Origin of the sequence: Anaerotruncus sp. 80 (genome assembly GCF_009936115.1) — a bacterium.
Lineage (GTDB): Bacteria > Bacillota > Clostridia > Peptostreptococcales > Anaerovoracaceae > Senimuribacter > Senimuribacter intestinalis.
This window is the reverse complement of the sequence record NZ_QWES01000002.1, coordinates 1-20978: the sequence shown is the minus strand read 5'-3', so window position 1 is coordinate 20978 and position 20978 is coordinate 1. Positions and strand designations below refer to the sequence as shown.

General features: G+C 45.0%; 18 protein-coding genes and 1 riboswitch. Of the genes, 11 read left to right on the top strand and 7 right to left on the bottom strand.

The genetic code is table 11. The features are described 5' to 3' along the window. Positions 1-20 precede the first annotated feature (20 nt). Positions 21-701: an ATP-dependent Clp protease proteolytic subunit gene (locus tag D1155_RS02035; protein WP_160200757.1), complete on the bottom strand. Its 681-nt coding sequence runs from the start codon at positions 699-701 to the stop codon at positions 21-23. Between the two features lie 58 nt (positions 702-759). Between D1155_RS02035 and D1155_RS02030 the strand changes: the two genes are divergently transcribed. The 9 genes from D1155_RS02030 to ribE (D1155_RS01995) all read left to right on the top strand — a co-directional run bounded on the left by D1155_RS02030 (position 760) and on the right by ribE (D1155_RS01995) (position 8897). Continuing rightward, on the top strand, positions 760-993 hold the full coding sequence (locus D1155_RS02030) for a YlmC/YmxH family sporulation protein (protein WP_160200756.1): 234 nt from the start codon (positions 760-762) through the stop codon (positions 991-993). A 134-nt stretch (positions 994-1127) separates the two neighbouring features. Further along, complete coding sequence (locus D1155_RS15555; RefSeq protein WP_243150991.1) at positions 1128-1844, top strand: phosphatase PAP2 family protein; 717 nt, start codon at positions 1128-1130, stop codon at positions 1842-1844. Continuing rightward, complete coding sequence (locus tag D1155_RS15550) at positions 1834-2883, top strand: lysylphosphatidylglycerol synthase transmembrane domain-containing protein (RefSeq protein ID WP_201759515.1); 1050 nt, start codon at positions 1834-1836, stop codon at positions 2881-2883. Before D1155_RS15555 ends, D1155_RS15550 begins: the two co-directional genes overlap by 11 nt. Continuing rightward, complete coding sequence (locus tag D1155_RS02020) at positions 2867-3514, top strand: CDP-alcohol phosphatidyltransferase family protein (protein WP_160200755.1); 648 nt, start codon at positions 2867-2869, stop codon at positions 3512-3514. Before D1155_RS15550 ends, D1155_RS02020 begins: the two co-directional genes overlap by 17 nt. Before the next feature lie 13 nt (positions 3515-3527). Next, positions 3528-4409 (top strand): phosphatidylserine decarboxylase, encoded by an 882-nt coding sequence (locus tag D1155_RS02015; protein WP_160200754.1) that lies wholly within the window; start codon positions 3528-3530, stop codon positions 4407-4409. 364 nt (positions 4410-4773) lie between these two features. Further along, a riboswitch (FMN riboswitch) is annotated at positions 4774-4890 on the top strand. Between the two features lie 436 nt (positions 4891-5326). Next, entirely contained in the window at positions 5327-6445 is a 1119-nt protein-coding gene (ribD, locus tag D1155_RS02010; RefSeq protein WP_160200753.1) for a bifunctional diaminohydroxyphosphoribosylaminopyrimidine deaminase/5-amino-6-(5-phosphoribosylamino)uracil reductase RibD, read from the top strand. After that, complete coding sequence (gene ribE / locus D1155_RS02005; RefSeq protein ID WP_160200752.1) at positions 6427-7092, top strand: riboflavin synthase; 666 nt, start codon at positions 6427-6429, stop codon at positions 7090-7092. Before ribD ends, ribE (D1155_RS02005) begins: the two co-directional genes overlap by 19 nt. Before the next feature lie 25 nt (positions 7093-7117). Then, the gene (locus D1155_RS02000) at positions 7118-8326 is read left to right on the top strand and encodes a bifunctional 3,4-dihydroxy-2-butanone-4-phosphate synthase/GTP cyclohydrolase II (RefSeq protein ID WP_160200751.1); all 1209 of its coding nucleotides are present in this window, start codon (positions 7118-7120) and stop codon (positions 8324-8326) included. Between the two features lie 103 nt (positions 8327-8429). After that, the gene (ribE, locus tag D1155_RS01995; RefSeq protein WP_160200750.1) at positions 8430-8897 is read left to right on the top strand and encodes a 6,7-dimethyl-8-ribityllumazine synthase; all 468 of its coding nucleotides are present in this window, start codon (positions 8430-8432) and stop codon (positions 8895-8897) included. Positions 8898-9038: 141 nt separating this feature from the next. On the opposite strand, the gene D1155_RS15915 is transcribed toward ribE (D1155_RS01995), so the two are convergent. Beyond that, positions 9039-10997 (bottom strand): sigma 54-interacting transcriptional regulator, encoded by a 1959-nt coding sequence (locus D1155_RS15915; RefSeq protein WP_160200749.1) that lies wholly within the window; start codon positions 10995-10997, stop codon positions 9039-9041. A gap of 203 nt (positions 10998-11200) precedes the next feature. Here D1155_RS15915 and D1155_RS01985 point away from each other — a divergent pair, with 203 nt between their 5' ends. Both D1155_RS01985 and D1155_RS01980 read left to right on the top strand, forming a co-directional pair. Further along, positions 11201-12658 carry an amino acid carrier protein gene (locus D1155_RS01985; protein WP_160200748.1) on the top strand — a complete coding sequence of 486 codons (1458 nt, stop codon included), beginning with the start codon at positions 11201-11203 and terminating at the stop codon, positions 12656-12658. 3 nt (positions 12659-12661) lie between these two features. Continuing rightward, positions 12662-14260, top strand: coding sequence for an amidohydrolase (locus D1155_RS01980; protein WP_160200747.1), 1599 nt, complete (start codon positions 12662-12664; stop codon positions 14258-14260). A 72-nt stretch (positions 14261-14332) separates the two neighbouring features. On the opposite strand, the gene D1155_RS01975 is transcribed toward D1155_RS01980, so the two are convergent. Genes D1155_RS01975 through D1155_RS01955 form a run of 5 tightly spaced genes read right to left on the bottom strand, consistent with a single transcriptional unit; the run spans position 14333 to position 20652 of the window. Continuing rightward, a complete protein-coding gene (locus D1155_RS01975) occupies positions 14333-15232 on the bottom strand; it encodes an EamA family transporter (protein ID WP_160200746.1) in 900 nt (299 codons plus the stop codon). Next, positions 15223-16632: a hypothetical protein gene (locus D1155_RS01970; protein ID WP_160200745.1), complete on the bottom strand. Its 1410-nt coding sequence runs from the start codon at positions 16630-16632 to the stop codon at positions 15223-15225. Before D1155_RS01970 ends, D1155_RS01975 begins: the two co-directional genes overlap by 10 nt. A gap of 2 nt (positions 16633-16634) precedes the next feature. Further along, the gene (locus tag D1155_RS01965) at positions 16635-17813 is read right to left on the bottom strand and encodes an amidohydrolase family protein (protein ID WP_160200744.1); all 1179 of its coding nucleotides are present in this window, start codon (positions 17811-17813) and stop codon (positions 16635-16637) included. Next, entirely contained in the window at positions 17804-19237 is a 1434-nt protein-coding gene (locus D1155_RS01960) for a hypothetical protein (RefSeq protein WP_160200743.1), read from the bottom strand. The genes D1155_RS01965 and D1155_RS01960 overlap by 10 nt, the downstream gene beginning before the upstream one ends. Before the next feature lie 26 nt (positions 19238-19263). Next, a complete protein-coding gene (locus tag D1155_RS01955; RefSeq protein ID WP_160200742.1) occupies positions 19264-20652 on the bottom strand; it encodes a glycoside-pentoside-hexuronide (GPH):cation symporter in 1389 nt (462 codons plus the stop codon). Positions 20653-20978 lie beyond the last annotated feature (326 nt).

Below are 20978 nucleotides of genomic sequence, written 5' to 3'. Positions count from 1 at the left end.
AACCATTTTTTCCTATAATTTTACTTATTTGCTAATTCTTTCAGTTTTTTCAGTGCGCAGCTGAGCCCGCCGATTTCGTCAATCAGCCCCATTTTTACAGCGTCAGAGCCGAATAGTACCGTGCCCACATCGTTGGACATATTTCCTGTCTGATTCATCTTTTCTTCTACATCTGCCTTTGATGCATGAGAATGTTTGACAATAAAATCTACCACTCGTTCCTGCGTCTTTCGCATATACTCAAATGTTGCGTCCGCTGTAATCAGTGTGCCGCTGGTTCTAATGGGGTGCATGGTCATAGTCGCAGTCTCAGCTACAAAGGAATAATCCGCAGAAACGGCAAGAGGAATACCGATGCTGTGACCACCTCCGATGACTAATGTCACAGTTGGCTTTGATAAAGACGCAATCAGCTCCGCAAGGGCAAGCCCTGCTTCCACATCGCCTCCGACAGTATTTAAAATCAGCAGAAGCCCCTTAATATCTGGATTTTCCTCCACTACCACAAGCTGCGGAATCAGATGTTCATACTTGGTAGTCTTGTTATCGCTTGGCAGCGTGGTATGCCCTTCAATGCTGCCGATAATATTGATATACTGATAGTCTGACTGGAAATTTGTTCCTGTCGTTAAAATACCCAGCTCCTTAATCAAATCGCTGGTTTCTTTTTTTTCTTCCTGTTTTTCTTTTTCTTCACTCATATTTTTCACCCTTTCGTCGTAAAATTTAAATATATTATCTGCAAAGGATGTGTAATTTATGCTATTAAGTGAAATCGGAGATAAAGAGGTCATCGACCTTTCCAAAGGCAGCCGTCACGGCTCTTTCTGGGATGCAGAAATTCTCTTTGACGAGCAGACAGGAAAAATCAGAGCGCTGCTTGTGCCCAACTTTGTGTCTAAAAGCCGCTTCACCGCAGGACATGACACCATGCAGCTTCCCTGGGAGTCCATCGTGAAAATCGGCGAGGATATGATTATCTTCCGGTCGTAAATCAGTTTCGACAGAACTTGAAAAATTTTGATAAAATCTTAAGATTTTCTTAGCTTTTCCCGTTTTTCTTGAAAATAAGACTTTAGTAGGATATACTATAATAGATGAACTTTGTTAGGGAACGGGAAAAAGAGATGAAGAAGAAATTTCAAAATTGGTACGGGACGCATATGGACAAGTGGATTCCTGCCTATGCGTTTTTTTCATTGATAGGCTGCTTTGTATGGAACTGTCTCGTCTACTCTATTACACAGCATCTGGGCTCAAATCTTTACCATTATGACTTTACGACGGGCTTTGACCGCAGCGTGCCCTTTTGTCCTGCTTGGGTATCAATCTATGTACTCAGCTTTCCTTTCTGGGTCATCAGCTACGCTTTGACAGCGAGGGAAAACAGCAAGGAATTTTGGTATCGCTTTGTCTTTGCCGATATGCTTGCAAGAGTCGTCTGCGGTGTGTTCTTTCTGCTGATTCCGACTACTAATGTAAGGCCAGAAATTACTGGTGACGGATTCTGGGACAACGCCATGGCATTCATCTATGCAATGGATATGCCCTACGACCTGTTTCCGTCTATCCACTGTTTGGCAAGCCTGATGTGCTATCTGGGAATCCGAAAATGCAGTACGCTTCCAAAGACTTATCGATATGGAACTTTGGTATTTGCAATTCTGGTTTTCATCTCCACCCAGTTTACCAAGCAGCACTATATCGTCGATGTCATCGGCGGCATCACCGTTGCTCTTGGCTGTTTTACGCTGAGCATGCACTGCAATGCTTACAAACTGCCCGAGCGGCTCTTTGCAAAAATACATATGAAAGTATTTGGAGACTACTGCAATGAGTCATAAGAAAAAAATTATTTTTAACTGCATATTTCTGCTGGTTTGTTTTGCCCTTACCATGTACTACGTCTTTCACGGTCAGGACTTTTCCAAGATCATGTCCTATGTGAAAGATGCCCACAGCCTTTACTGGCTCCTCGGAGTAGTGCTGGTCATCGGCTTTATTCTCGGCGAATCAGTGATTATATTTTATCTGATGAGAAGTCTTGGGAAGCAACCAAAGCTGAATCACTGTTTTCTCTACTCTTTTGTAGGATTCTTCTTCAGTCTGGTTACACCATCTGCCACTGGCGGACAGCCTGCTCAGGTTTTGTTCATGAAAAAGGACAAACTGCCTGTGCACCTGTCGACTCTGGTGCTTTTACTTGTCACCATTACCTACAAGCTGGTTTTGGTCATTATCGGAATTGCAGTTCTGATTTTAAGACCCTCTTTCGTCATGACCTGCCTTGATCCAATTATGCACTGGGTTTGGCTTGGGATTTTCCTAAACGTCCTGTGTGTAGGCGGCATGCTATGCCTGGTATTTTCACCCGGTCTTGCAAAACGCATTGTTATGGCGTGCTTCTTTCTTCTAAAAAGGTTTACCAGCTCAAAAAAAGTCCACAGCTTTGAATCAAAGCTTTCCGGCAGTATGGATAAATACAGCGCTGCTGCTAGCTATTTTGAACATCACAAGAGGATTCTGTTCAACGTTTTGGCATTGACATTCCTGCAGAGAATTTTTTTATTCTTTATCACATGGCTAGTACTTTGTTCCTTTGATATCACAGGGATTAATGCCCTTGAGGCCGTTACCCTGCAGGCGATGATTTCCGTTGCAGTCGACATGCTTCCGCTGCCTGGTGGTATGGGAATCAGCGAGCACTTGTTTCAGGCGGTGTTCTTGCCGATTTGCGGCAGTGTGCTGACCATTCCTGTCATGATTGTCAGCCGCGGAATCAGCTTTTACACACAGCTTTTCATCAGTGCGGTCTTTACTGTTATTGCATATTTTGTTGTATTTAGAGAGGGAAAAGAGAAAAAAAATGATCGGATTTTATAACTACACAGTAATACTTACTTATATGAGTCTTTTATCAGCTATGATCGGCATGACTTTTGCCACCACAGGGCACTTCAAAATGGCAGTCTTTTGCCTCGCCCTTTCTGGCTTTTTCGATATGTTTGACGGAAAGGTTGCCAGACGCAAATTGGACAGAACCGATGACGAAAAACTCTTCGGCATTCAGCTGGATTCCCTTTGTGATGTCGTTGCCTTTGGCGCCCTGCCGGGACTTCTGTGCTATTGTCTGGGGGTTCGCGGCAGTCTGGGCATGCTTGCAATCGGCTTTTACTGTATCTGCGGCGTCATCAGGCTGGCTTTTTTCAACGTAATCGAAACCAACAATTTCTTTTCAGAAGAAGAACACGAAAAGGTTTATCATGGACTTCCGATTACTTCTATTGCAGTGATTCTGCCGCTAATTTTTCTGCTTCGCTTTGTGGTAACCACCCGAGCTTTTGTCTTGATTCTCATCGTCATGCTCTTTGGCACAGGTACTCTGTTCATCGCTGACTTTAAAATGAAAAAGCCTAGCAATAAGGTTCTCGCTCTGCTGGTTCTCATTGTGGCAGCTGCCATCGCTGTAACCTTTGCTTATTCAAAACATCTGCTGCCTGCGGCGCTGGTGTAACGAGGTAGGAATTATGGACTGCAAAGACAGAAAAGGAAATATCATCTACACCGACGATGGTCAGGACAAACTTCTAGAAAAACTTTACAGTAGCGCCTGCGGGCGCTTCCTTTTGCGTTTTTTGATACCCCCCCAAATTTCAAAATTTGGAGGTTTTTTCCTGTCCCGCAAAATCTCTCGTATTGCAATCGAGCCATTTATTCGTAAAAATCAAATCGACATGACTCAGTACGAATCTCGTAAATTTTGTTCCTATAACGATTTTTTCACCAGAAAAATTAAACCAGAATGCCGTCCTATTGACCTAACGGAAACGCATCTTATCGCACCTTGTGACAGCAGACTTACCGTTTATCCCATCACATCAGACAGCCGGTTTACAATTAAGAATACAGAATATACGATGAAAAGTCTGCTCCGCGATGAAGATGCTGCCAAAGCATATGAAGGAGGTCAGCTGCTGCTTTTTCGCCTTACGGTTAAAGATTATCACCGGTACTGCTATCCAGACAGCGGAATTCTAAGCAAAATCCATAAAATCCCCGGTGTCTTTCACACAGTCAACCCCATCGCAAACGACTATTTTCCCATTTACAAAGAAAACACACGCTCCTACTGCTATCTGGAAAGTGCGGTCTTTGGCACCATGCTGATGATGGAGGTCGGCGCTTTGATGGTTGGAAAAATCTGCAACTACGAAGAAAACTGTACAGTCGTGCGCGGCACGGAAAAAGGACGCTTTGAATTCGGCGGTTCTACTATTATCCTTTGCCTTCCAGCAGGAAGCGCCATCATCGACCCGGATATTTTAGCCAATACATCAGCAGGATTTGAAACTCGGGTCAAGTATGGCGAAAAAATTGGTATACACCAAACAGAGAATGCTTTAACTTAAAACGATTCATTCTTGAAAAAAGTGTATAAAAAAATTTTTGAATCTTAACCGAGAATCAGAAAACATATAAAAAATGTATAAAAATCTTGGAAAATATTCTTAATGTTCATCACGATGCGAACTTATAATTATTTCTTGAAGAAAAAACTTGCATTATATGCAAATTTTCTTTAAGATTTATCCATCATCTTGCAAGAAATACAAGAAGTATGAAATCGCTAACTATAAACTTTATACATCTTTTTTTAAAAATCGCAGTTTAGGTTAAGTTTCTCACACTATAGTAACTTCTACAGCAAAATTTCCTATAGTTCTTGACAAAACTATCTGACAGGTATAAAATGACCATATTGAAAAGTTCATATTGAATCTTCAGGGCAGGGTGTAATTCCCGACCGGCGGTATAGTCCGCGAGCGCTTCCCGCGCTGATCCGGTGTGATTCCGGAACCGACAGTACAGTCTGGATGGAAGAAGATATTTCTTGTTTCGTTTTATGATGCTCTGGAATTTTTAGTTCCAGAGTTTTTTATAGGCGAAGCATATTTTGCAAACTAAAGTCCTGAATTCATGTCGATTCAGGACTTTTTATTTAGAAAGAAACATAGCAACCGCATGAAACTTTGTTTTCGTACTTTTCGACGATTTTTTACGAAAAGGTACTAAAAATCAACAGTTATTCGATGCTAACCCAGAGGCTTTCACGGCTGTCAATCAAAATTTTACATCAGTTTTGGTTCATCACGCCTTTATTTGCGCACAAATTTTCCATTATATGAGATTTTATTCTTTAATTTCCATATAATAGGCTGCACAGATTAAAAGTTTTAGTACCTTTTTTGAAAAAAACCGAAATAAGTACTAACAGCTAGTCTCCATGCTCTTTCATGCATTTGCTTTGTGGAAAGGAATACCTCCTATGGACAAAAAATATATGAGGCTTGCCATCAATCTTGCGAAAAAGGGCGCCGGTTATACCGCCCCTAACCCGCTGGTCGGCGCAGTTATCGTAAAGAATGACAAGATTATCGGACAGGGTTTTCACGAAAAGTACGGACAGCTTCATGCTGAGCGCAACGCTCTTGCAGACTGCAGAAGTCGTGGAAATGACCCAAAAGGCGCGTCTATCTACGTGACCCTGACGCCCTGCTGTCACTACGGCAAAACGCCGCCTTGCACGGAGGCAATCATTGAAAGCGGTATTTCCCATGTCATCATCGGTTCCCGCGATCCCAATCCGCAGGTTTTAGACAAAAGTATCGAGCTCCTGAAAGCTGCCGGAATCAAAGTCACAACCGATTTCCTTCGCGAAGAATGCGACCAGCTGAATCCAATCTTTTTCCACTATATCACCTGTCACACTCCTTATGTGACGCTGAAATATGCCATGACTATGGACGGGAAAATTGCTACCTTCGCCGGTCATTCCCAGTGGATTACAGGCGAGACTGCCCGTGCAAAGGTTCATCAGGACAGACATCTGTACACAGCGATTATGGTCGGTATTGGTACAGTTCTTGCTGACGATCCACTCTTGACCAGCAGACTGGCTGATGGCAGCGGAAAAAATCCGATTCGCATTATCTGCGACAGCAGTCTTCGCACACCTCTCACGTCAAAGATTATAACTACCGCTTCCGAAGTGAAAACGATGATTGCTACAGCAGAAAATGATCCTGCGCGCCACGCACCTTATCTGGAAAAAGGTTGTAAAATTCTAGTGGTTCCAAAGGATGCTTCCGGCTCTATCGACCTGAAAATCTTGATGGTGCTTCTGGGCACCATGAAAATAGATAGTATTCTTTTGGAAGGAGGCGCTGCTCTGAACTGGTCGGCGCTGCATGCCGGCATTGTCAACAGACTGCAGGCATATATCGCCCCGAAGATTTTCGGAGGAAAAAATGCCCTCTCCCCTGTTGCCGGAGACGGCGCCGAATTTCCTTCGGAAGCTGTTAAACTGACTAATTCGAAGATTACCGCCATCGGCGAAGATTTACTCATAGAAAGCGAGGTTTTGCCATGTTTACAGGAATTGTAGAAGAGTGCGGCACCGTAACAGCTGTTCAGAAAAATGCCGCTTCGGCGGTTTTACACATCGGCTGCAAAAAAATCCTGTCTGACATTCATCTGGGTGACAGCATTGCAGTAAACGGCGTCTGCCTAACTGTCACAAGCTTTAACGGAAGCAGCTTTTCCGCTGATGTCATGCACGAAACTCTGAACCGGTCCTCTCTAGGGGCTTTATCCGCAGGTAGCCGGGTCAATCTGGAGCGTGCTATGGCAGCGGGCGGCAGATTCGGCGGACATATCGTCAGCGGACATATCGACGGCACGGGCACGATTACCCAGATTCAAAAGGACGACAATGCAGTCTGGTACACCATCAACTGCGGTGATCAACTGCTAAAATATATCATAGAAAAAGGCTCCATCGCCATCGACGGAATCAGCCTGACAGTAGCGCGGCTTGAGCACCGAAGCTTTTCTGTCTCCATCATTCCCCACACCTTATCTGAAACCATACTGGCAGATAAAAAGTCGGGGGATATCGTCAATCTGGAAAACGACTGTATCGGAAAATACGTGGAGCGGCTGCTCTCCCTTGAAGATCCCAACGCTGCTCCTGCGAAAAAAGAAAGTAACATCACCGCCGCGTTTCTTGCAGAACACGGATTCAATTATTAGAAACAAAAAAGAAAGGAAAATCACCATGAAAGAATTTGAGTTCAGTACAGTAGAAGAAGCCTTGGAAGATTTGCGCCAGGGTAAAATCATTCTCTGCACCGATGATCCGGACAGAGAAAACGAAGGCGATTTCATCTGCGCCGCAGAGTTTGCCACGACTGAAAACGTCAACTTTATGGCGGTTCATGGCAAAGGTCTTATCTGCATGCCGATGAGCGAAGAAATCTGCAGGAAACTCCAGCTTCCCCAGATGGTTGACAACAACACTGACAACCACTGCACCGCCTTTACCGTTTCCATCGATCATGTAGACACCACGACCGGCATTTCCGCTGAGGAACGTGGACTGACCGCCAGAAAATGCGTCTCAGGTGACGCAAAACCAGAGGATTTCCGTCGTCCCGGTCACATGTTTCCGCTGCTTGCAAAGCCGCAGGGCGTTTTGGAGCGGAACGGCCATACAGAAGCAACCGTAGACCTGATGCGCCTTGCTGGGCTTTCCGAATGCGGTCTGTGCTGCGAAATCATGCGGGAAGACGGCACTATGATGCGCACCCCGCAGTTGAAAGAACTTGCTGCCAAATATGACTTAAAATTCATCAGCATCAAAGCTATCCAGGAATACAGAAAAAAACACGAAAACCTGGTAGAATGCGTCGCTGTTACCAAACTGCCAACCAAATACGGCAACTTTATGGCACACGGCTATATCAATAAACTCAACGGCGAGCATCATATCGCATTGGTCAAAGGAGATATCGGAGACGGAGAAAATCTTTTGTGCCGTGTACACTCTGAATGTCTGACCGGCGACGCCTTCGGTTCGGCTAAGTGCGACTGCGGCGAGCAGCTTGCCGCTGCCCTGACCCAGATTGAGGCAGAAGGCAGAGGCATTCTCCTCTACATGCGGCAGGAAGGCAGAGGCATCGGCTTAATCAATAAACTGAAAGCTTATGAACTACAGGATCAGGGTATGGATACCCTGGAAGCCAACCTTGCCCTGGGTTTTGCGGGCGATCTTCGCGAATACTATATCGGCGCGCAGATTCTAAAAGATCTGGGCGCGAAAACCCTGCGGCTTTTAACCAACAACCCACAGAAGGTTTACGAACTGTCCGAGTTCGGCATGGACATCACAGAGCGCGTGCCGATTCAGATGCCTGCCACCGCCCACGACCTGTTCTATCTGAAAACCAAACAGGAAAGAATGGGACACATTCTGGATTATAAATAAACCATACGTCAAATCTTTCCCGGAGAGCTGCACTGCTCTTACTGTATAACGCTCCGGAAATGATATTGACAAAAATCTAATCTTAAGATAGGAGAAATAAAACATGAAAATTTATGAAGGAAAATTAGTATCAAAAGAAATCAAAGTTGGCATCGTATGCGCCAGATTTAACGAATTTATCGTATCAAAGCTGCTTGGCGGCGCCCTGGACGGTCTAAAACGTCACGACGTTAAAGAAGAAAACATTGAAATTGCATGGTGTCCAGGCGCTTTTGAAATTCCTCTCATTGCACAGAAAATGGCAAAGTCCGGAAAATACGACGCGGTCATCTGTCTTGGCGCAGTAATCCGCGGCACTACCTCCCACTATGATTACGTCTGCGCAGAAGTTTCCAAAGGCGTTGCTTCCGTCTCTTTAGCTGCGGATATTCCTGTGATGTTCGGTATTCTGACTACAGACAACATCGAGCAGGCCATCGAAAGAGCCGGCACAAAAGCTGGAAACAAAGGCTATGACTGTGCAGTTGGCGCAATCGAGATGGTGAATCTGATTGGGGAGATTGAGAAATAATTCGCGTTCCCAAAAAGCAACATATTAAAATTGTATAAGCGAAAAGTACTGACCAGCATATCTTTCGAAGAACTAAAAACTATAAAATGAATTTTTCAGCCCAAGGAACCTGCCGGCAAAGCAAGCCCCTTGGGTTGTTCTTCAAATCACCCTGCCTCCTCTTCTTCCCTTTCCGATTTCAATCAGGCCCTCCGATTCCAATGTATGAAGCAATTTTCGCGCCTTATCATCGCTAAGTCTGATTCCCCTCTTTGATAGCTCCCACAAAATCGCAGTGCGCCCAATGCCGGAATCAGCGTCCGTATGTCTGCTTATAATATCCAGCACTAGCTCCCTAATATCTGTCGGCTTTGGCTCAGTACCAATTACTTCCCGCTGCGGTAACACGGTAGCGCCGATTCCCTTCGGCAACTCTCCAAGAAGCAGATAGTAGTCTGCTGCATTTTTTAACTCACGCACATTACCCGGCCATGAGTACTGCGCAAGTGCAGTCTTCTCCTCGGCAGTCAGCCTCTCGTAAGATTCGCCGAGAAAAACCTCCATCAGCTTTGGAATTTCTTCCGGTCGTTGACGCAGAGGCGGTAGTTCAACAGGAATATTGCTGAGCCTATAATATAAATCCTCTCGAAACTCTTTTTGAGCAATGGCTTCCCGCAGATCCTTGTTGGTGGCAGCCAAAATCCGAATATCTACATCGATGACCTTATCACTGCCAAGACGCATAATCTGCTTTTCCTGCAGCACACGCAGAAGTCTTGCCTGCAGATTTAAAGACATATCTCCGATTTCGTCCAGAAAAATAGTACCCTTGCTGGCCTGCTCAAAGAGACCGGTCTTTCCGTTGACTGACGCACCGGTAAAAGCGCCCTTTTCGTAGCCGAACAGTTCACTTTCCAGAAGTGACTCCGGCAGCGCCGCACAGTTAATCGCCACAAACGGCTGACTGTTTCTCCAGGAGTAATTATGAATAGACTGTGCAATCATTTCCTTTCCGGTGCCGCTTTCTCCGCTGATTAAAACTGTATAATCCGAAAGCGCAGCTTTCTTTGCAATCTCGATGGATTTACGCATGGCAGAACTTTCACAGCATATATCGTCAAAGGTGTATTTCGCTACCAATCCGCTCTTTACAAGCTGCTTATTCAGTGCGTTTTCCATGTTCTTAATGTCCTTGACATCATTAAACAGCAGCGAATATCCAATCACCTGATCCACAATTTTTACATCAATCTTGGTGACAATATAATTGCCTCCGTAAAATTTTACCAATCGATTGTCAAATTCTTCATGACGTATCATCTCCACCATATCATCATCAAAAAAGGAGGAAACACTGACGCCCTCTCTATCGTCAATACCAAGCAGCGTCTGTGCTTTATCATTGACATATACAGTGCGAAGCTCCTTATCCAAAATCAAAACAGCATTTTGCGCATCCCTAATCGTTCGCTTAAGCATTTTTGTCTTGAGATGCTCCGTTACATAGCGCTCATTGATGCCCTTGTTGTTTTCAGCTACCAGCTGGGTGTACTTCAAAAGATTTCTCGTCACACTTTCGTTATGCAGTCCCAGCTTATTGATAATCGTAATAAAAGTGTTCACATCGATATATCTGTTCTGGATGTTAATCGCTTTTTTAATAAACGATGGCACTTTTTCATCCGGTGTAATGGCAATGGTGATTTCACGATACTGCGCCTCATTTTCCCCTTCTAAATAGGGAATCAGATGTAAATGATTGAGTCCCATCTCATACAGGTTATTGGTAACCTGCAGCGTGCTTTCTCTCGAATCGTTGACCACAAGCACATTGGTTCCTTCCGGAATACTGAAAACCTCAGGCAAAAACTGCCGCTGAATGGTTCTTCCCATAACAATGACCTTGTCCAGCGAAGAAGTATAATCCTTCATTGCGTAAACTCGGTCTTCATATAAAACAACAAACAAATCTGCATCTATCAGCGCCTCATGGTTCAGTTCTTCGAGAAAACAAATTCTGCCCTCAACATATTCTCCCAGCACGTACTTTAAATTCCGTAAAAGCAAATCACATACTGCAAAATTTTCTCTGTTATTAAATACCAAACATACGTTCTTCATCAATCTTCCCCTTTCCTTGCTCATTTTCCTTTATCGGATAATTATAAGATAATAATCCCATTTTTGCAATAAAATTTCCTATTTCTTTCCTGACTTTTACTTAATTTCTCTTTTTTCTGTACTGGCACGCTTTTTGCTATATAATTAATAGCGCGCAACTAAAATTTTACAAATCTAAAAAACAAGAAAGAAAGGTAGAAACTATGTTTGCACTCTTTGAACAGTTTACAAATTTCCTCTACGGACTGCCGCTTCTGATCGTAATACTGGTCACCGGCATTTACTTAACCCTTCGCACCGGATTTTTTCAGCTCCGTCACTTCGGACATATTATAGGCAGTCTCTTCAACAAAGAGCGCCGCAGCGGCGGAGCCGATGATAAGAAAAAACTAACTCCTTTCCAGGCCATTTCCATCGCTATCGGCGGTACAGTCGGCGTCAGCAATATGAGCGGTGTCGCTACTGCCATTGCAACAGGAGGCCCAGGCGCCCTCTTCTGGCTATGGGTTGCCGCTCTTTTAGGCATGATTATCAAAATGGCAGAAGTTACACTGGCTGTTTATTACAGAGAATCCACTCCCGGCGGCGAATTCCGCGGCGGTCCTACTTATTACATGCAGAAAGGTCTGGGTCAGGAAAAAGGATATAAATTCTGGAAAGTCTTTGCTGTTATTTTCGGCGGCTGTATCTTTATGACATGGTTCATCACATTACAGAACTACACCGTATCTGAAGCTGTCGGCAACACCTTTGGACTGCCTCTCATCGTACCTGCGATTCTTTACGTAATCGGAATTTACATCGTCATCATCGGTGGTATCAAAAAGGTCGGCGTTGTTGCCTCCTATCTGACACCGATTATGTGCACTTTTTACATCATCGCAGCTATCGCTATCCTGATTATCAACGCTAACCAGTTGCCTCACACCTTCGCTATGATCTTTAAAGGTGCATTCTCCACACAGGCTGCTTCCGGCGCTTTCCTTGGCGCAACAGTGGCTTACGCTATGCGACTTGGCTTTGCTCGCAGCGTATACAGCAACGAAGCCGGTTGGGGTACTTCGCCAATGGTACACGCTACTGCAAACACAGATCACCCTGTAAAACAGGGACTGATGGGCGCCTTTGAAGTATTCATGGACACCATCGTCGTATGTTCCCTGACAGGACTTGTTATTATTGTAACTGGTTACTGGGACAGCGGTCTGCAGGGAGCGACCCTGACACTGACAGCTTTCGAATCCGTCATCGGCTCCTTCGCAAGAATTATGATCGCTATCAGTATCTTCCTGTTCGGCATGACCACTTCCACGGGCTGGTTCACCTACTATCAGGTTATTTTAGACCATGCTCTGAAAGGAAAAGATAAAGTGAAGAAAATTGCTTCCAAAGTATTCCTCATCGGAACACCGCTGTGGGGTCTTATCGTAACTGTACTGACTGTATACGGAAACGGCACCCCTGCACAGCTTTGGGTCATTGCAGACTTTACTACTGTATTCCCAACCTTCTTTAACGTTGCAACCCTGTTCCTGCTCAGCGGCACTTTCATCAAGCTGTTAAAGGACTACCGTGCACGTTACCTGGGTGAAGGCAAAATCGACCCGGATATGCACCTGTTCTTTGAGGATAAAGAAAAAGCACAGAAAAAGGACGCATAAAACATGGATACATTATTTTACAACGGAATTGTAAGCACATTGGATGGGCAGGATACCATAGCAAATGCCGTTGGAATTACCGACGGACGAATCACCTTTGTCGGTTCTGACGAGGAAGCTGCTTTGCTTTCCTGTAAAGAACGCATCGATTTGAAAGGAAAAATGATGCTGCCCGGCTTTGTTGACAGCCACCTGCACATGCTCCACTACGCTTTTGTGGAAAACTCCGTCAAACTCTTCGACTGCCGCAGTGTGCAGGACGTTTTGGACGCTGCAGCTAAAAGACTTGAAATCAGAAAGGAAAAACCGCTGTCATGGCTCTTTGGCCGCGGCTGGAACGAGGAACTTTTCGACGTGCCCAAGTATCCAGACAAAAAGGACCTGGACGCACTGGCAGATGACATTCCTATTATCATGGTTCGCGTCTGCGGACACACCGCAGTATGCAACTCCTGCGGGCTGGAAAGGCTGAAGGAGATCAAAGAATACCCGGAAATCTGCCGTGACGTAGATGAAGTTCACGGCATTCTGAAGGAAAATGCTGTTCAGTTCTTCTATTCTGTATTGGATGCTCCCAGTCAGGAAGAGATCGAAGATTACATCAAATTCGGTATCAGCAAACTAAACGAGGCAGGTGTCACCGCTATTCAGTCTGATGACCTTGCTTCCCTTCCGGGTAAAAACTGGCGCAGAATTATGTCTGCTTTCAAAGCCCTGGACAATCGCAAGGAAATGAATCTTCGTATCTATGAACAATGCCTCTTTGAGAGATTTGTGGATTTAAAGGATTTTCTAAAGGAAGGCTATCGAACTGGTCAGCAAGGCGACTTCTTCACAATCGGTCCGGTCAAGCTACTGCAGGACGGTTCCCTGGGCGCAAGAACCGCTGCTCTGTCGCAGCCTTATGAGGGAGATTCTTCCAATACAGGTCTGATTATCTATGAGCAGGAGGAACTCAACGAAATCGTCGCCTGCTGCGACAAATATCACATGCAGATTGCTGTACACTGCATCGGAGACAGGGCTATGGATATGGTAATCAAAGCCATCGAAGCCTCCCCTTACAGAAAGGATAATCCGAAAGACAGGCACGGCATTGTCCATGCGCAGATTACCAGTCAAAAGGTGCTGGACGATATGAAGGAAAATCATATCATTGCATACATTCAGCCGGTATTTCTCGATCTGGATATGGATATTGTAGAATCCCGAATCGGCAGCCACCGTATGGATAAAGTCTACGCTTGGAAATCCATGCTGGACATGGGCATTCCCGTGTCCGGCGGCTCCGACGCACCGGTTGTAAGCTTTGATGTACTGGAAAACATCTACTTTGCTGTCACAAGAAAAAACATTCACGGACAGCCGGAGGAAGGCTGGATTCCTGAGGAGGCCATGTCTGTTCACGAAGCGGTTCGTCTCTTCACCAAAGACGCAGCCTACTCTTCCTACTCCGAGGAAATAAACGGCACCATCGAGGTCGGTAAATACGCCGATTTAGTCGTTCTGAACCAAAATATATACGATATCCCGCCTGAAAAAATCAAAGATGCTCAGGTCGAGATGACAGTATTAAACGGAAAAGTAATCTATCAAAAATAATTGCATACTGTCTTACGCAAAAGGACGTCCCAAATCATCAGGACGTCCTTTGCTATTTTCTTTATTTTTACTTCACATCACATACAGCGCCAAAGCCGCCGTCATAATCAAAATAGCCGCTATCTTTTTCCGTAGCATAGCTTCCTTTAAGAACACCGCCGACAACACCGCAGATAAAATGATACTCATACGAAAAATCGTTGTTACCACATTGACATCAGCAAAAATCAAGGCTTTATAGAAAAAGATATATCCGCCGCCAAGCAAAATAGCGCCTAATACGATTTTTACCAGGTCCCCTGCCGCCAAGGACCATGCCTTTTGCCGGTGCCTGCTCCTTGGTTTTTCCTCTTTCTGCTTCGCCAGATACAAAATCCACATCATAATCATTACGATAAAATACCGTATCCCACTGGCAAAATTGCTGTCTACCGGTGAGCTGTCCATCTTCGTCAAGATATGAGAAACCGATATACATGCAGCAGACAAAACCTCATACACAATCCATTTTCGACTGGCACAGTTTTTCTCCTGCGATGATTTATTTTCCTCGTCTCTTTCAATCATCAGCACAGTCCCCGCTGCCATCAACACTGCGCCTGCCAGCATAGCGCCTGAGATATGTTCCCGCAGTATCACCGCACTTAGAACCATCGTCATAACAATGGACAGATTTTGCAGTGCCAGCACCACGCTGACCGGACCGTCTTTCAGCCCCAGATAATAGAAAACCCAAGATATGCCCAGAAAAAAACCGGAAGCCGTCAAAAGAGGCCAGCTTTCCACCAGCCCCCATTGATTGAAGCTGCCAAACAGGATTGCCGCTGCTGCAAACATGCAAAAGATGATGGTATTACTCAGGCCGTTGACCCAGTAAACATCCGCCTTTCCCATGCCTGCCTTTGTCGCAACCACAGAACTTCCGCCAAGGATTGCGGACATCCCTGCCAAAATCAAACCGATTATCTGCATGCCCACTGGATAAACTTATGCAGATCTTCGCCCAGCTTAGCCGCTGTCACTTCACCTAAGTACGGCATATGACCTGATTCATAGGCTTCAAACTGAATCCGGTCTTTGGGCAAATCATGTGATGCAACCAAATACTCCGTATAGCCCAAAGTCGTTACCATGTCATAGTATCCGGTTCCAAACATAACTTTCATCTTCGGATTTTTGCGCATAGCGCTTTCAAGACACTTAACCGGCGGTTTCATGGTATGAAAATCCCAGCTTTCGCTGACGTCCATGGTTAAATTATCGTACAGATCGTCATTTTCTATGGTCAGTTCCTTTTTCATCATACTGTTAAAACAGTGGACAAAAGCAGGCATCGCCATTGCGCTGATTGCATCGTCACCGAACATATCATAAGTAGAAATATCCTCCAATGCGTCCATTTTGAACCTGCCGTCATAACGACTGAGACGGTATCCCTCTTTCGCCATACCGATTAAAGGATAATTCTTTGTTTCTACCCGCAAATTCAGTTTCAAAAGGGTTTCCGCATCCAGCCCTGTGAAATACTCCAGTCTTTCCAAAATATGGTTTTTCTCCCCTTCTTCAAGACGGCTGCCAAGGGCCAGCGCCGGCAGATATTCCCGATATGCAAATTCCGAAGCTTCCTTTGTAAAGTCTTCCAAGGACGGCTTTCCATCCTGATGGTGCAGCCAGTAGCTTGCCGCAATGGAGCTAAAATTCAGTACTGCTGTATCTACAGGAAACGGTGTTTGTCCGTGATCCAGCGCCGTTCCCAGCATAACCACACCGCTTAAATGGAGCGTATTGCAGCTGCTAAGGCCTGTTCCCTCGTTATAGAAAATCTTATCTGCAACCAGTGCATTTCTAATGGTTCCGTAGCTTTCACCCATGACAAACAGCGGAGCGTTCCATCTGTCGTGACTGCTCAGCCATTTGTTCATAAGCTGCACAATTTCAATGGCGTCTCCGTCAGACGAATAGTATTTATGCTTTGCCTCGTTTTTCATCAGGCGGCTATAACCACAGCCCACTGGATCGATGAGCACAATATCACAAATATCCAAAATCGTATCAGGGTTATCTTCCATTTCAAAAGGCGGCATAAAATCCATGGAAACTGCGTCGCCAAACTTTATTCTTTTTGGACCAAGAGCGCCCAGATGAATCACAGCGCTGGAAGAACCCGGCCCGCCGTTATAGGCAAAGAGCACCGGTCTTCCTGCCTCGCTGCAGTCGGTACGCTCATAAGCTATGGTATATGCTGTCGCCTCAGCCTCACCGCAATCATCGAAAAAGGTCCATTCCTCAGTTGCTGCTTTATAAGCGACTTCTTCATCCCGCAAGATGCAGCTTTTCTCTGTCAAATAGGATTTTGTTTTCTCGATTTTCATTTCTATCTCACCCTTTCACCAGCCAGGAATACTGCTTCCGGCTTATGATACATGACAGAAATATCCTGTTCCGGTTTTCCGCTCACCAGAATCAAATCAGCAGCTAAACCTTCCTTAATTTCGCCAGTTTCTTTTTCAATGCCAAGAATTTCAGCATTGTACTTAGTCGCCTGCAGCAAAATATCCAAATCTTTCATGCCGCAAAGTTCCTTTCTGAAACGGAATTCGATGCCCTCCTCGTACTGATCCATGCCTACAGTACTGTCTGTCGCAAAGCCCAGTTTCAGTCCTGCTTCATAGGCAGATTTAATTCTGCCCGCTGTCAGTTTCAGCATATTTGCCAGCTTTTCTAAAAGAAATTCCATTTCAGGCGGTGTCTGCGCCGGATTCTGGTACATTGCAGAAAGGGTCGGTACCAAATAGCAATTCTTCTTTCCCATCAGAATTTCGATGGTTTCATCGCTGATGAATGACGCATGTTCCACGGTTCTTACCCCGCTTTCAATACTGAGACGGATTGCGCCGTCGCCATGAGCATGAGACGCTACATAAGCGCTCTTTAAATCTGCTGCCTCAATAATCGCCTCTATTTCTCTTTTGGTAATAATCGGCTGTACCGGAATGCCCTGCTTGTGGAAAGCGGAGCCTGACGCCATAATTTTTACAAAATCGGCGTGTTCAGCTAACTCCTTTCTCACCAGCTTCATCAGCTCGTCAGGACCATCGCCCCACTTATACATATCATAGATAATATCCGCTTCTTCAATTTCTGTCGTTGAAATGATATGTCCGCTGGAAATGACTCTAGGTCCTGTCATCAAGCCAGACGCAAAAGCATCACGAACATAATTTGCAACACGCAGCGGTGTGCCGCAGTCTCTCAACGTTGTAAATCCGTAATCCAGATACCGCTTGCTGACCTCTGCGGTTTTCATGAACAACTTCATCGGATTTCTCATCATATCCGCCGTGAAGTAACGAATTCCAATTAAATGGGTATGGGTATCCATCAGCCCCGGCAGCAAAGTTTTGCCGCCGCAGTCGATGACTTCACCCTCATAGTTTTCCTTTGGCCTGTCATAGACTGCTGAAATTTTCCCATTTTCTATTTCAACTGCGCCGCATTCACTCTCCACACCGCCAGACAAAGCACCTACTAATCTGCAACGATTCAATAACATGATTCCATCTCCTCCTTTTCAATAAAATCTCTGATATCTTGAGATAATTTTTCTCCGCTTTCTTCGCCTACGTAAGACATATGCCCCGATGGATACTCTCTCAGAATCACCTGCCCTTTCTCAGCATCCAGATGTCCCGCCGCATAGCGCGCCTGCCCGATGGTAGTTACCAAATCATATACGCCGTTGGTCAGCAGTACCCGAAGGCTCGGATTTCTGCGCAGCGCCGCCCGCAGATATTCCAGCGGTGTCTTTATTCCGTCAAACTTCCACATACCATTTACATTGAAATTGATGATGTGGTATGGCATATCAATGTCAATTCCCAGTTCTTCTGCCAGTTTCAGGAATCCACCACGGAAAGCAGGTGTATAGCGTCCCATAGCGCCGTCATCTGCAACAGGGTCTGCCATACCGATTTGACCGCTTGCATGCATGACAAATCTGCCGTCATACATGCCGATTTCCTGGCCCTCATCGCCGAGGAGCTCCTTGCTGAACTCGCTAAGACTGATGCGGTCATTCTTTTTCTTTAAATAAGATGGAGAAAGTCCTGTAAAATAGGTCAGTTTCTCGATGAAAGACTTCGTCTCTGCTTCGGTCATTCTGTTTCCACGGTATAATCCAGCGAGAAGTTCCTTTCCTGCAAAGGCGTCCGCCTCCGCTATAAATGCGTGTAAATCAGGTTTCTCTTCCCGATTAAAATACCAGTTACACGCCGCCATAGTCGGCAGATCCAGCACCATCTTCTCAACACCGTATTCGTCCCACCAGTTTGGCTGCGGATTCACATTGAGTCCCGTTCCCATCATGATAATGCCATCGATGGTAATGCCCTTTGATACAGCGCCTGTACAAATCGGTCCGCCCATAAGAATTGACGGAATCACACAAGCACGCATCGTTCCGTAGCTTTCACCCATGAGATATTTTGGACTGGCCCAACGATTTTCTTTTCTAATCCAATCTTCGATGAATCTCGCAAAAATTTCACCATCTTTTTCGTAGGAATAAGCCTCCGCCTGCCTTGTTTCCTCTATAATCTGGCTCCAGCCTGTTCCCATCGGATCGATGATAACAACGTCGCAAAGATCCAAAAAGCAATTAGGATTTTCTTCAAGTTCAAATGGCGGTACTGTCTGCGGCGCGGTAGGATTTTCAAGTCTAATGCGCTTCGGCGCCAAAAGTCCTGTATGCAGCCACAGAGCCGAAGAACCCGGTCCTCCATTAAAGGCAAATATCACCGGTCTGTCCTGAGAAGATTCAACATCTGTCCGCACATAAGAATATGTAAACATCGTGCCAAGCAATGCTCCGTCTTCTCCGTAAACAGGATAATCGCCGCAGCAGGTTTTATAAGAAATCTCAATTCCACCTGCAGCCGCTTTGCCTTCTGATTCAAATTTTCTCAAAATAGCTTCCATTTCAAATACTCCTTTTCAGATGCCGTTTATCTTGCTTCTGCAGCAGCTTCGCGTTCTTTGATTTCTTTCTGCATTTGCGGAATCTGCTTTTCAATCTTCGCAATATACAGGAACAGCAGTGCGATTACAGCAAAGGCGATTGCCGGTATGGTAATATTTTCAGCAAAGAACAGCTGTAATACAGAGTTTTCCTGCATTTCCGCGCCCGCAACGTAAGGCACTAAAGTGAGCAGTGCTGCTGCAACAACGCCGCCGATCGCCTGTCCGAACTTCTGCGCAAAAGTAAACACTGACATAATGCTGGCCTGATTATCAACGCCTGTTTTCCATTTTCCGTAAATCATAGAGTCTAAGATACACTGGAAAATCATATTTCCAAAGAGTCCAAGACCGATACCCTCTACGCCCCAGCAGAAGAACAGCAGCGGTGTAAATGCGTCTCTTGTAATAAATCTCAGCGCATAGTTTGCGATTGCTAAAATGCATCCGAAAAAGCAGGTTTTCGCATTGCCGATTTTAGAAGAAAGCCATCTCATAAACAGAATCGGAAGAACTGCTGTCACTGTACCAATCATGGAATATGCTGACATCAGACCGGTATTCTGAATATTGTACTGTAAGTAATACACCAAAGTGCTTCCCATGACGGAGGCATAAAGCAGATATCCAATATACGACAAGCTGACAATCAGACAGTACTTATTGTGAATCAGCGCAGATAACATCTGACCGATTGTAACATCGTCTTTCTTTTCCGGTTCCAGCTCGATTTCTTCTTCATAGGTTCTCTCATAGCCTTTGGTTCCAAAGTATGCGACTAAGTGGCACAGCGCATAAGCAACGGCATAGATCGCTGCAACAAGGGCAAAGCCTTTTTCCAAATCCATACCGCCCAGCTTCGTTACCATAGGCAGAGAAATAGCCGGAATAATCAGGTTTGCAGCCAGTGTGCCGACAGCCTTGTACTGTCCCAGGCTAACACGTTCTTCTCTGTTGTCGGTAAGACGAGCAAGAAGCGTATTCAGAGGAACACTGGTAATGGTTGTTGCCATACCCTGGAAAATGTAGGTTACAGCAACCCAAATAATCTTGCTGCTGCCGGAAAGTTCCGGAACAAAATAGCTGAGGAAAAGACATACACCTGCAGGAACGGAGAAATATTTCAGCCAGAATCTGCACTTGCCTTCTTTTGACTTGGTTCTGTCTACCATAACGCCCATCATCGGGTCATTGATTGCGTCCCAAATTCTTGCAATACCCATGATAATAGCGGCTACACCCGGATCAATTTGAATGATATCCGTATAAAAGTACAATAAAAAATACGTGTTAAAAATAATAAGGCAATTCTTACCAAAATCTGCTATTGCAAAACATGATTTAGTCGAAATCGGTAGTTTGTTTCTATCTTTCATGACAAGCTCCTTATAGATTGGTTTAGTGATAACGAATCATTGCTTTAACCGAATCAGAACTAACATTTTCTGTAACATGTTCAGTTTGAGAAAAAGAAAACTCCGCCAATGGATCGGCCGTCTCCCAGTGTCCTGAGCACTCTTTTCCTTGTCAATATTTCGCTGAACATGTCAGCAAAATATCGATAAGCTAATGATATCACAAGCGTCGTTAATTGTCAACAAAATTGTATCGATATAAAAACAACCTCTGCTCCAAAAGTGATAATGTCTTAAGAAAGCGCAAGAGAAAATGTCCCAAAAGGATTCCTAAAAAACACATATCA